12 protein-coding genes are annotated in these 10,577 nt (G+C 72.2%); 6 read left to right on the top strand and 6 right to left on the bottom strand.

The window, feature by feature from the left end; all coding sequences use genetic code 11:
• Positions 1–68: 68 nt before the first annotated feature.
• Positions 69–977 carry a S1 family peptidase gene (locus tag ACRAS8_RS01705; protein ID WP_438483944.1) on the bottom strand — a complete coding sequence of 303 codons (909 nt, stop codon included), beginning with the start codon at positions 975–977 and terminating at the stop codon, positions 69–71.
• Positions 978–1,206: 229 nt separating this feature from the next.
• Here ACRAS8_RS01705 and ACRAS8_RS01700 point away from each other — a divergent pair, with 229 nt between their 5' ends.
• Together ACRAS8_RS01700 and ACRAS8_RS01695 are read left to right on the top strand one after the other, a co-directional pair.
• A complete protein-coding gene (locus ACRAS8_RS01700) occupies positions 1,207–1,818 on the top strand; it encodes a TetR/AcrR family transcriptional regulator (RefSeq protein ID WP_438483943.1) in 612 nt (203 codons plus the stop codon).
• A 4-nt stretch (positions 1,819–1,822) separates the two neighbouring features.
• Entirely contained in the window at positions 1,823–3,016 is a 1,194-nt protein-coding gene (locus ACRAS8_RS01695; RefSeq protein WP_438483942.1) for a GDSL-type esterase/lipase family protein, read from the top strand.
• Between the two features lie 47 nt (positions 3,017–3,063).
• Here ACRAS8_RS01695 and ACRAS8_RS01690 read toward each other — a convergent pair whose 3' ends face one another.
• Positions 3,064–3,972 carry an aminoglycoside phosphotransferase family protein gene (locus tag ACRAS8_RS01690; protein ID WP_438483941.1) on the bottom strand — a complete coding sequence of 303 codons (909 nt, stop codon included), beginning with the start codon at positions 3,970–3,972 and terminating at the stop codon, positions 3,064–3,066.
• A gap of 163 nt (positions 3,973–4,135) precedes the next feature.
• Here ACRAS8_RS01690 and ACRAS8_RS01685 point away from each other — a divergent pair, with 163 nt between their 5' ends.
• Complete coding sequence (locus tag ACRAS8_RS01685) at positions 4,136–4,483, top strand: DUF1330 domain-containing protein (protein WP_438483940.1); 348 nt, start codon at positions 4,136–4,138, stop codon at positions 4,481–4,483.
• Positions 4,484–4,616: 133 nt separating this feature from the next.
• Here the strand turns inward: ACRAS8_RS01685 and ACRAS8_RS01680 are convergent, their stop codons facing one another.
• A complete protein-coding gene (locus tag ACRAS8_RS01680) occupies positions 4,617–4,937 on the bottom strand; it encodes a hypothetical protein (protein ID WP_438483939.1) in 321 nt (106 codons plus the stop codon).
• 151 nt (positions 4,938–5,088) lie between these two features.
• On the bottom strand, positions 5,089–6,045 hold the full coding sequence (locus ACRAS8_RS01675) for a GlxA family transcriptional regulator (RefSeq protein WP_438483938.1): 957 nt from the start codon (positions 6,043–6,045) through the stop codon (positions 5,089–5,091).
• Positions 6,046–6,114: 69 nt separating this feature from the next.
• Between ACRAS8_RS01675 and ACRAS8_RS01670 the strand changes: the two genes are divergently transcribed.
• The gene (locus ACRAS8_RS01670) at positions 6,115–7,110 is read left to right on the top strand and encodes an NADP-dependent oxidoreductase (protein ID WP_438483937.1); all 996 of its coding nucleotides are present in this window, start codon (positions 6,115–6,117) and stop codon (positions 7,108–7,110) included.
• 52 nt (positions 7,111–7,162) lie between these two features.
• On the opposite strand, the gene ACRAS8_RS01665 is transcribed toward ACRAS8_RS01670, so the two are convergent.
• On the bottom strand, positions 7,163–8,671 hold the full coding sequence (locus ACRAS8_RS01665) for a cellulase family glycosylhydrolase (protein ID WP_438483936.1): 1,509 nt from the start codon (positions 8,669–8,671) through the stop codon (positions 7,163–7,165).
• A 285-nt stretch (positions 8,672–8,956) separates the two neighbouring features.
• Here ACRAS8_RS01665 and ACRAS8_RS01660 point away from each other — a divergent pair, with 285 nt between their 5' ends.
• The gene (locus ACRAS8_RS01660) at positions 8,957–9,145 is read left to right on the top strand and encodes a hypothetical protein (RefSeq protein WP_438483935.1); all 189 of its coding nucleotides are present in this window, start codon (positions 8,957–8,959) and stop codon (positions 9,143–9,145) included.
• A gap of 19 nt (positions 9,146–9,164) precedes the next feature.
• The gene (locus ACRAS8_RS01655; protein WP_438483934.1) at positions 9,165–9,476 is read left to right on the top strand and encodes a MoaD/ThiS family protein; all 312 of its coding nucleotides are present in this window, start codon (positions 9,165–9,167) and stop codon (positions 9,474–9,476) included.
• A 70-nt stretch (positions 9,477–9,546) separates the two neighbouring features.
• On the opposite strand, the gene ACRAS8_RS01650 is transcribed toward ACRAS8_RS01655, so the two are convergent.
• A complete protein-coding gene (locus ACRAS8_RS01650; RefSeq protein WP_438483933.1) occupies positions 9,547–10,338 on the bottom strand; it encodes an IclR family transcriptional regulator in 792 nt (263 codons plus the stop codon).
• Positions 10,339–10,577: the final 239 nt, after the last annotated feature.

Here is a 10,577-nt window from a genome sequence, read left to right as displayed (position 1 = left end):
CGCAGGAGGGCGGGGGCCGCGACGCATCGTCGCGGCCCCCGCCCTTCGCTGTGCCCGGCCGGTCTCTGCTACGTCAACGCCCCCACAAGGGCCGGGACATCGGCGAACGCGGCATCGGCCGGCTGCCCGCAGACCTTGCCCGCCGTCTCGCCGGCGAAGCTGAACACGCCGGCCAGCTCCGGGCCGCGGCGCCCCCGGACGACCAGCGGGCTGCCGCTGTCCCCGAAGCACATGGTGGTGCGGCCGCTGGGCACGTCGCGGGCGCAGAAGACCGACGCGTCGTCCACGACGGCGGGTGTCTGGGCCGCGCACCGGTCGTGGGTCCGGACGGTGAGGTCACCGCGGCGCAGCACATCGCCGCGGATGTCCCGCTCCGGGTGGGACGGGTCCGGAGCGGCCGTGGTGCCGTGACTGAAGAGGGACACCCGGGTCCCGGGGGCCGGCCGGTGGTGGGCGAGGGGCAGTGGCCGGACGCCGCGCACGGGCTCGGCGAGGCGGATCTCGGCGAGGTCGTAGGCCGCCGAGGACAGCTCGGGGGCGTGCGGATCCACGGGGGAGGGCAGCAGCTTGTACCGCGGGTGCAGGGTGACCGCACGGATCTCGCGCACGGTGCCCGGGTCCTTCGAGAGCACCGAGGAACCGATGTGCACCTCGGCCTTGTGGAAGTCCGCGCCGTCCAGGCAGTGGGCGGCCGTGAGCACCCGGTCCGGGGCGATGAGCGCCCCGCCGCACGAGGCACGGTTCGGCAACGGGCCGTCCCCCTTGACGGCCAGCGTGGCCAGCCACGGTGCCGCGCCGCGCTGCGGCAGCTGCGTCCCACCCGACATCGCCTGGGCCGGACCGGCCGTGCCCAGGGCCGTCGCCACGCTCACCACCGCCGCTCCGACCGCCACCCCCGCACGCGCCCGACGGCCGTGCCAGGCCCTCCGCCGCTGCCGTCCCACCGCGCCCAGCGCATGCGCTGCTCCGCCGCTCATACCGCTCCCGAACCTCTCGTATGCCGGATCGATCGCCTCCGGCCATCGATCTCTTCTCAACCGCCGAACGTAGTGCGGGAGTTGAAGGCCGTCGTCAGACCACGGTCGCTTCCGAAGTCATCCTGTGGGCTCATCCGGCCCGGTTCGTTACGCCTGATTGCGGAGGAGAGGGATTGCCTAAAGCTTTTAGGCACATGCATAATCGCTTCAGGTAAATGAAGGGGAGGATATGGCAGCGCGTGTAGGACTGACCCTGGAGCGTCTGACCCGGGCGGCGGCGGAGCTGGCCGACGAGGTGGGCTTCGATCAGGTCACCGTCTCGGCGCTGGCCAGGCGGTTCGACGTCAAGGTCGCGAGCCTCTACTCGCACCTGAAGAACTCCCATGACCTCAAGACCCGGATCGCGCTGCTGGCCCTGGAGGAGCTGGCCGACCGGGCGGCGGACGCCCTGGCCGGCCGGGCCGGCAAGGATGCCCTCGCCGCCTTCGCGGACGTCTACCGCGACTACGCACGGGAGCACCCGGGCCGCTATGCCGCCGCGCAGTTCCGGCTCGATCCGGAGACCGCGGCCGCCAGCGCCGGCGGTCGGCACGCCCAGATGACCCGGGCGATCCTGCGCGGCTACGACCTGACCGAACCGGACCAGACCCATGCGGTCCGGCTGCTGGGCAGCGTCTTCCACGGCTACGTCAGCCTGGAGATGGGCGGAGGGTTCAGCCACAGCGCCCCCGACAGCCAGGAAACGTGGTCACGCGTCCTGGACGCCCTGGACGCCCTCCTGCGGAACTGGCCGACGGCTCCCGCGCCTCCCGCACCTCCCACCCCTCGATCAACAGGCTGAGGCGATGAACACCGACCACCGGCACCATTGGACCACCACCCCCATCAGCACCCCCCTCACCGCCGACATCCTGCGCGGCGCCCTCGAATTGGAGCGCACCGAGCACGGGCTGCTGCCGCACCGGCTGCCCGCATGGGCCCGCGCCCAGTGCCCGGACGTGCAGCTCGCCATGGCCGAGTCCCAACCCTCCGGCGTACGACTGGTGTTCCGCACCCGCGCCACCGCCGTCGAACTGGAGACCCGCCCCACCAAGCGCGTCTACCTCGGCGTCCCACCCCGCCCGGACGGCCGCTACGACCTGCTCGTCGACGGACGGCCGGCCGGCCAGGCAAGCGTGCCCGGCGGCAACACCCTGACTCTCGACATGACCACCGGCGCCGCCCGGCACCAGCCCGGGCCGACCGGCATCCTCCGCTTCACCGGCCTGCCCGACCGCGTCAAGCACATCGAGATCTGGCTGCCGCACGACGAGACCACCGAACTCGTCGCCCTGCGCACCGACGCCCCCGTCGAGCCCGTACCGTACGAGGGCCGCAAGGTCTGGCTGCACCACGGGAGTTCGATCAGCCACGGCACCGACGCGGCCGGTCCCACCACCACCTGGCCCGCGCTCGCCGCCTCCCTCGGCGGCGTGGAACTGATCAACCTGGGCCTGGGCGGCAGCGCCCTGCTGGACCCGTTCACCGCCCGCGTCCTGCGCGACACCCCGGCCGACCTGATCAGTGTCAAAATCGGCATCAACCTGGTCAATGCCGACCTGATGCGCCTGCGCGCCTTCACCCCCGCCGTCCATGGCTTCCTCGACACCATCCGCGAAGGCCACCCCACCACACCGCTGTTGGTCATCTCGCCGATCCTGTGCCCCATCCACGAAGACACCCCCGGCCCCAGCGCCCCGGACCTCACCGCCCTCGGCGCCGGCCTGCTGCGGTTCCGGGCCACGGGCGATCCGGCGGAGCGCGCGAGCGGCAAACTGACCCTCAAGGGCATTCGGGACGAACTCCACCGGATCGTCCGGCAGCGGGCGGCCGACGACCCCCATCTGCACCATCTCGACGGCCGCGACCTCTACGGTGCCGCCGACGCCGCCGAACTCCCCCTGCCCGACGAGCTCCACCCCGACGCCGCCACCCACCGCCGCATCGGCGAACGCTTCGCCCAGGCGGCCTTCACCGCCAACGGCCCCTTCGCCGGATAACCACCGGCCGCCTGCCAGTCACCGGTCACCGGCCATCTGCCGGTCACTCAGTCGTCCGCCAGCACCGCTCGGATCACATGCCGGGCGTTGTCGGCCATCGCCGGGTTCGTCGTCCGGTAGTACGGCAGCGCGATCAGCGCCTGTGAGAGCGCCCGCGCCCGGCCGCGCCGCCACGTCGCATCGTCCACGCCGAGCGCCCTGCGGAAGACCTCCCTGGCATCGCCCGGCAGCAGATTCCACGCCGGGAACAGATCGCAGGCCGGATCGCCCACTCCCAGGCACCCGAAGTCGATCACCGAGGTCAGCCTGCCGCCGGCCACCAGCAGATTGCCCGGCATCAGATCGGCATGCAGCCACACCGCCGGCCCGTCCCAGCCCGGAACCCGCAGCGCGTCCTCCCACACCGCGGCCGCGGCGGCACAGTCCACACCTTCCTCCGGGATACCGCGCAGCACCTCGATCGCCGCCCGAGTCGACGCATCAAGCGTGCCGAGCGCCCCACCACGGTGCGCCACCGGCGCGCCGGGCAGGGTGACGCCCCGCATCGCGGCCACGAAGCCGGCCAGATCCCGGGCCAGCGCCACCGGCTCGTCCAGCGCCCCGGCCCGGGGATTCTCCCCGGGCAACCACCGGCACACCGACCACGGCCACGGATACCCCTCCGCGGGCTCCCCGGCCCCCAGCACCTCGGGAACCGCCTGGGGAAGCAGGGGCGCCAGACGCGGCAGCCACTCCCGCTCCTTCACCACATCCCCGGCGCCGCCCGCCACCACCGGCAGCCGCACCACCATCTCGTCGCCCAACCGGTACACGGCGTTGACGGTGCCGCCGGAGGCGAGCCGTACCACCGGCAGCCCGGCCCACTGCGGAAACCGGGCGCCGACCAGTCGCCGTACGAGCCCGGTGTCGACGGGGTGCCTGTCCGGATGCCTCTGCCCGCTGCTCACGCACGCCATCCGATCGCCCAACACCACGCGCGTCAAACGCTTTTACGGACCCGCATATCTCTCAAGTCATCGCCACCACCCGCCTCCGCATGTCAGGATCATCGCCGTACAAGCGAGGTCGAGACACAGCCGACACGCAGTCGATACGCAGCAGAACCCGGAGGACGACGCCATGCCCGCCTACGCCATCGCCCATCTCCAGGAGGCCGCCCCGCACCCGGAGATCGCCGAGTACATCGAGCGCGTCACCGGTACCTTCGAGCCGTTCGGCGGCCGTTTCCTGGTGCACGCCACCGAGCACGAGGTGAAGGAGGGTTCCTGGCCCGGACATGTCGTGGTGATCGGCTTCCCCGGGATCACCGAGGCACGGGCCTGGTGGGACTCACCCGCGTACCAGGAGATCGCCCCGCTGCGCTCGCGGCACATCGACGGCGACATCATCCTGGTCGACGGCGTCCCCGCCGACTACGACCCGGCTACCACCGCCCGAACGATCCGCGAGGCCGCCGACGCTGACTAGCCTTCATCGTCACAACGCAGAACGCCCCGTCCAGATCTCCTCGGTGGCAGGCCGGTCCCGTGCCGGGCGATCTGAACGGGGCGTTCGGTGAGGTGCGGGCGATCCCTCGGGGGCGCCGCGGGTGGTGGGTCTCCTAGCGCGGGTTGAAGATGACGCTGGCGAAGCGGGTGGCGGACGGCGCGGCCTGCCCCGGGGCCAGGCGCGTCGCCTTTCCCGTGCAGCGCTTGCCGGCGTAGACGGTCAGGGGCTGCTTGGTGTTGTTGCGCGGGCCGCGTGCCTGCTGGCTCATGTTGAGGCACTTGCTGTCCGGCGGGTTCTGGAGGAAGTACGACTGGCCCTTGGGCCCCATCCATGTGAACTTCCCGGTCGAGGCGAGCGCCGTGCCGGCGGGCAGCGCCAAGGCCAGCGCAATACTGCTGAGACCGATCGTCATCGGGCGGAACAGACGCATCATGTGCCTTTCATGAGCAGAGGTGACGAATGACACCAGGACCAACGGCCGAGCCGACGGGAGGAAACGGCCTGGGCCACGGCCGAAGCCATGGGAAGGCGAGGTGAGGCGATGCCTCGCTCGGGGCTGTGATCTCGCCTGACGTGGTACGTCGTCAGGCGTACGTCCGGGCGTCCGTGCTCATGCGGAAGGTGCGCCGATAGGCCAACGGGGCGACGCCGAGGGCGGCATGGAAATGCTGCCGAAGAGACGTCCCCGTCGCGAAGCCGACCCGGCCCGCGATGTGGTCGACGGACAGCTCACTGGACTCCAGCAGCTGCCTGGCGCGCTCCACCCGCTGGGCGATCAGCCATCGGCCGGGGCTCATACCCACCTCGTTGCCGAACCTGCGGGCGAAGGTGCGACGGCTCATCCGGGCGTGCTCGGCAAGGGTGTCCAGGGTCAGCGGCAGATGGAGGTTCTCCAGCGCCCAGTGCCTGGTGGGCGCGGTGCCTGTCGTCGTCGGGTCGGGGACCGGCTGTTCGATGTACTGTGCCTGGCCGCCGTCGCGCCACGGCGGCACCACACAGAGCCGGGCCACTCGGTTCGCCACCGCGCTGCCGTGATCCGCCCGGACCACGTGCAGACAGACGTCCACCCCCGATGCGGCCCCGGCCGAGGTCAGAATGTCCCCGTCGTCGACGAACAGCACCTCCGGATCGAGCTGCACCCGGGGAAACAGCGCACGGAACTGTTCGGCCAGCTGCCAGTGGGTGGTTGCCGGGCGGCCGTCCAGCAGACCGGCCGCGGCCAGCACGAACGCCCCTGTGCAGATCGACACGATGCGGGTGCCCGGCCGGATCAGCGCCAGTGCGTCGGCGACCGGCCGGGGGAGTGCCGGCGTGGTCAGCGCCCAGTCGTACGGCGGGATCACCACCGTGTCCGCGGTACGCAACACCTCGGGGCCGTGCTCGACCAGGATCGTGAAGTCGGCGCACGTCCGCACGGGCCGGCCGTCCGCCGAGCACGTCAACACCTCATAACGGCCCCCGGCGTTGCCGAAGATCCGCTTGGGGATGCCGAGTTCGAACGGATACACGCCGTCCAGCGCCAGAACCACCACACGATGCATGGCACGATCCTATCGGATATTGGCTATCAGGCCATTTCGCTCACGGGCCGCCGGCGGCAGCCTGGAAGCATGACGACAGACACCACAGACATCACAGCCACTACAACCACCGCAGCTCCCACCATGCGTGCGATCCGCCAGGACGTCCTGGGCGGGCCGGAGGTCCTGCGGGAGGTCGAACTACCCCGCCCGGAGCCCGCTGCGGGCCACCTGCTCATCCGCGTCCACGCGGCCGGTATCAATCCCACCGACTGGATCCACCGCGCCACCCCCGGCCTGCACCTGCCCGAGCCGCCGTTCGTCCTGGGCTGGGACGTCTCCGGAGTGGTCGAGGAAGTCGGCCCGGGCGTCACGCTGTTCAAGCCCGGCGACGAGGTCTTCGGCATGTTGCCCTACCCGCACGGCCATGGTGCCCTCGCCACCTACGTCACCGGGCCCGCGAGGTCCTTCACCCACAAGCCGGCCGGCATCGACCACATCCAGGCAGGGGCCCTCCCGCTGGCCGCGCTCACCGCGTGGCAGGCGCTGGTCGACACCGCCAACATCCAGGCCGGACAGCGGGTTCTCATCCACGCCGCCGCGGGCGGGGTCGGCCATCTCGCCGTCCAGATCGCGAAGGCCCGGGGCGCGTATGTCATCGGCACCGCCAGCGCGGCCAAGCACGACTTCCTGCGCGGCCTGGGCGCCGACGAACTGATCGACTACCGCTCGGTGGACTTCGCCGAGGCCGTGCGCGACGTCGACGTCGTACTCGACGCCCTGGCCGGCGACTACGGCCCCCGCTCCATGGCCACCCTCCGTCCAGGCGGCCTGTTGGTCTCCATCAAGTCCCGGGGGAAGGAAGCCGACGACCTGCGTGCCGAGGGGGCGCGGCGCGGGGTGCGGGTCGAGGTGCTCATGGTCGAGGCCGACCACGCGGGCATGCAGGCGATCGCCGATCTCGCCGCGTCGGGCAGGCTGGTGGCGCACATCGCCGGCACGTTCCCGCTCGCCGAGGCGGCCAAGGCACACGAAGCCGGTGAAACCGGCCGCACCACCGGCAAGTTGGTGATCACGGTGCCGTGACCACGCGCAGGCGGTGAGAGGTCCATGCCCTGTGCCGCGCCACCCCGGCGCTTCAGCTGCCGTCGGTCACCGTTACGTGTACCGAAGCCCCGGGCCGCGCGGACGGGAGGAGCAATGCGGCCCGGCCGGGGTGGACCGCCAGCGAGGCCGGGCCGCCGCCGGTGACGGACAGCCGGGCGCCGTGGGGGAAGGCGCTGGCGGGGAGGGAGATGACCGTCCAGGCACGGCGGGTGGTGTGGTCGGCGGTCAGGGTGAGGGCGTAGGTGCGGGTGGCCGGGTGGTAGGACTCGGTGCCGGGGAGGCCGGCGACCGCCGGCGCGTAGGGGGCGAAGGCCGGCTCCTTGCCGGGGGCGGGGTTGCCGTCGCGGTCGTAGACGCAGTAGCCGCCACCCTTGTCCGCACGGCAGTCGTACCACGCCGTCCAGCCGGCGGCGAAGCGCTCCATGGACGGTACTTGACGTCGCATCAGCTCGGCGTTTCCGGGGGTGGTGGCCTGGGGTGGGCCCCATTCGCCGACCAGCACCGGCAGCCGGTGGGCGGTGGGATAGCGTCCGATGGCGGCTTCGTAGCGCTCGATGAAGCGGTCCGACGGGTTCCAGTCGGCGCCCGACTCGACGGCGGTGTCGTAGTAGTGCGGGGCGTAGCCGATGCGGTCGGTACCGGGCCGGGGGTCGGCGAAACCGGGCAGGCTGGTGGGGACGCCCTGGCCGACCAGGACGGTGGGTTCGACGAAGAGCCAGGCATCGGGGTCGGCGGAGCGGACGGCGCCGATCAGCCGCCGGTACATGGCCGCCAGCCGGCCGCGTTCCAGCGCCGCCGCAGCGTCGATCTGGTCCTGGGGGTTGCTCGGGTCGCCCGGTACCGGCCCGAACGGCTCGTTGAACAGGTCGTAGCCGAGCAGGGAGCGGTGGCCGCGCAGCACGGACGCGACCTTGACGTACGCGGCCCGCTGGGCGGCCCGCAGATCGGGGTCGTCGTAGAGGTGCGTGAAGGCGGCCTGTACGGCCGGCTGGAAGTAGTCCGCGAACCAGTCGTCCGGGTTGGGTTCGAACGGCAGGCCGTCGGTCCGGGTGGCCCAGGCGGGCATGCCGTTGTGGCCGAACGCCGGGCCGAAGACGTCCTGGTGCCAGTCGATCAGGACCAGGATCCGGTAGCGGTCGGCCCAGTCCAGGACCCGGTCGAGGTAGCGCAGATAGCCGGTGTCGTAGCGTCCGCGGTGCGGTTCGACCTTCTCCCACTGGATGTTGAGCCGCACCAGATCGAAGCCGTCGCGCGCCAGCTGGGCGAGGTGCTCCTCGGTCACCGTGTCGGTCTTGCCGATGTTGAGCCCGCGCGGCCGCAGGACACGACCGTACCGGTCGGTGAAGAGCGTTCGGCCGTCGGGCGCGGTGACGGTGCCGGTGGGAAAGGGCCGGGCCGCGGCCTGTCCGGGCCGGGCGGGCGGTGGTTGGGATCGGGCGGCCGCCGGTGTGCGCGGGTCGGCCTGCGCGGCGGGGCTCGTGGCCGGGACGGCGCAGAGCAGGGCCGCGCCGAGGGTGAGGGCAGCGAGGCGTGGTCGCATGGTGGCCTCCCGTGGCCGCGGCGGTCGGTGTCGGTGGGTGTGCGCCGCCGGGATTTTGTGCCACGGAAGGCGTGGAAGGAAGACGTGTGCAGGAAGACTTGTGAAGGAAGAGGCGATAGGAGAGGCGACGGGCCGGGATGGGGGTCGCTGTCCGGTACGCGCTGGGCCGATCTCTGGCCAACACCCGCGCGTGCGGGGGAATTTAACTGATTTCCTGGTCACCGTACTGCCGCGGGCTGCACCATGTCGCTGACGACAACGGGTCGTCAGAAAGGTCGAGAGCTCATGGCGGAACGCGACACGTCACCAGAGGACCACGACGCCGACGGAGCGTCCGGGGAGGAACGGGCGGGCGCGGCGCCGTTTCATGCGACCCGGGCCGCCCGGCTCACCGCCGCCGTGGCGGCCGCCCACCTCGCGCCCGTCAAGCGCACTCCCAGGCGAGCCACCAGCGCCAACCCTTGGATCCGGTGAGGGCGTTCGGTCCGACGCGGTGCCCGGGCGGGTGGCGCGGCGCCGGCGGGGCGCCCGCGATCTCCTCGGGAGTGCCCCACCGGCGCATCGGCACGGCGTGCATCAGCCCCGTCGACACCTGTTCGTTCGCGCGGACCGCCGCGGGCCTTCCCCGTCGCGACCCTCGGCGAGGCGCTCCGCGGCGCCGAGGACCGGTATCCGCAGCTGCGGAAGGCTGGGCGGCACCCACCGGGTGCTGATCAACGGCGAGTTGGTGTCCCCGGCGGAAGACCACCTCCCCCTTCAGGACGGAGACACGGTGGAGATCCTCACCGCAATCGCCGGCGGCTGAACCGGGGCCGACCAGGCAGCGGGCCAGGCACCCCAGCCAGGCAGCCGGCCGGGGCGGGACGGGAGCGCGGTCAGTTCAGGCAGCGGGCGGCGGCCGTCAGGGCGTGCGCGGTGCGGCGGACCTGTTCGACCAGCGTCGTCACGCCCACACCCGGGCACCCCCCGCCACCGATCTCCACCGCCGCCACGACCCGGCCGGCACGGTCGGACACCGGGGCGGCGGCACGGAACACACCGGCTCCCCAGGCGTCGGTGTGCACGGCGATCCGGCGGCGCCGGATGTCGGCCAGACACCGTTCCCACCCCGCGACCGCAACCGCCCGCCCCACCCCACATGGCCGCTCCGCCTGCGCGAAGGCCAGCAGTACGCGGCCCGCGGCCGTCTTCCCGGCCGGCAGCCGGTCGGTGTCCTCCCCACCGTCGTCGAGCCGGTCGTGCCCGTAGATCCGCTCGACGAATGCCACGTCGTCGCCCACCAGCACGCACAGGCCCACCATCTGGTGTGTCCGCTCGTAGAGTTCGACCAGGTGGGGCAGGTACCAGCGCCGTGGCAGGGTGAGGGACGGCCGGGCGGGCGCGGGCGTCCCGGCCCGGGGCGCGGCCAGGCCGAGCAGGTATCCGGCGGCGCCGCGCCGCGCCAGTCCCGCGTCGCACATCGATGCCAGCAGCCGGTGGACCGTGGTCTTGGGCAGCCCCGTCCGGCCGGTGAGTTCGGTCAGGGACAGGGGGGTCGTCGCCTGTGCCAGCTCGGCCAGGAGCGCGCCGACCCGGTGCACGACATTGGTCGCCTGGGGCGCACCGCCGGGCAACTCCGAACGGTAGGCAGCACGGTCCGGCGCGCCGGACGCCACTTTGAACACCACATGTATACCTCTGATATGGGCCCTGCCGGTCCGCCGCGACCAGAAGGCGGTTCGGACACCTGCAGCGACCGGGTTGGTCCGACTTCTCGCCGGTTCCCATGGACCTGGAGCGCACCTCGGCGCACCTCGGCAAACCTCGGCGAAGGCGCGCGGTCAGGCCATCCGCCCGGCAACTCGCGCTTCCCCGGCCAGGCAAGCGGCCGACTCTCTGTCCAGTCGACCCCGGCCCGTAAGCGAAG

The organism is Streptomyces sp. S186 (assembly GCF_051603415.1).
Taxonomy (GTDB): domain Bacteria; phylum Actinomycetota; class Actinomycetes; order Streptomycetales; family Streptomycetaceae; genus Streptomyces.
This window is presented reverse-complemented; position numbering and strand designations above follow the sequence as displayed.

What these genes read in the sequence shown, in the direction of transcription:
- ACRAS8_RS01705 (WP_438483944.1), bottom strand. Translation starts at nt 977, where the DNA reads ATGAGCGGCGGAGCAGCGCATGCGCTGGGCGCGGTGGGACGGCAGCGG.
- ACRAS8_RS01700 (WP_438483943.1), top strand. Translation starts at nt 1,207, where the DNA reads ATGGCAGCGCGTGTAGGACTGACCCTGGAGCGTCTGACCCGGGCGGCG.
- ACRAS8_RS01695 (WP_438483942.1), top strand. Translation starts at nt 1,823, where the DNA reads ATGAACACCGACCACCGGCACCATTGGACCACCACCCCCATCAGCACC.
- ACRAS8_RS01690 (WP_438483941.1), bottom strand. Translation starts at nt 3,972, where the DNA reads ATGGCGTGCGTGAGCAGCGGGCAGAGGCATCCGGACAGGCACCCCGTC.
- ACRAS8_RS01685 (WP_438483940.1), top strand. Translation starts at nt 4,136, where the DNA reads ATGCCCGCCTACGCCATCGCCCATCTCCAGGAGGCCGCCCCGCACCCG.
- ACRAS8_RS01680 (WP_438483939.1), bottom strand. Translation starts at nt 4,937, where the DNA reads ATGATGCGTCTGTTCCGCCCGATGACGATCGGTCTCAGCAGTATTGCG.
- ACRAS8_RS01675 (WP_438483938.1), bottom strand. Translation starts at nt 6,045, where the DNA reads ATGCATCGTGTGGTGGTTCTGGCGCTGGACGGCGTGTATCCGTTCGAA.
- ACRAS8_RS01670 (WP_438483937.1), top strand. Translation starts at nt 6,115, where the DNA reads ATGACGACAGACACCACAGACATCACAGCCACTACAACCACCGCAGCT.
- ACRAS8_RS01665 (WP_438483936.1), bottom strand. Translation starts at nt 8,671, where the DNA reads ATGCGACCACGCCTCGCTGCCCTCACCCTCGGCGCGGCCCTGCTCTGC.
- ACRAS8_RS01660 (WP_438483935.1), top strand. Translation starts at nt 8,957, where the DNA reads ATGGCGGAACGCGACACGTCACCAGAGGACCACGACGCCGACGGAGCG.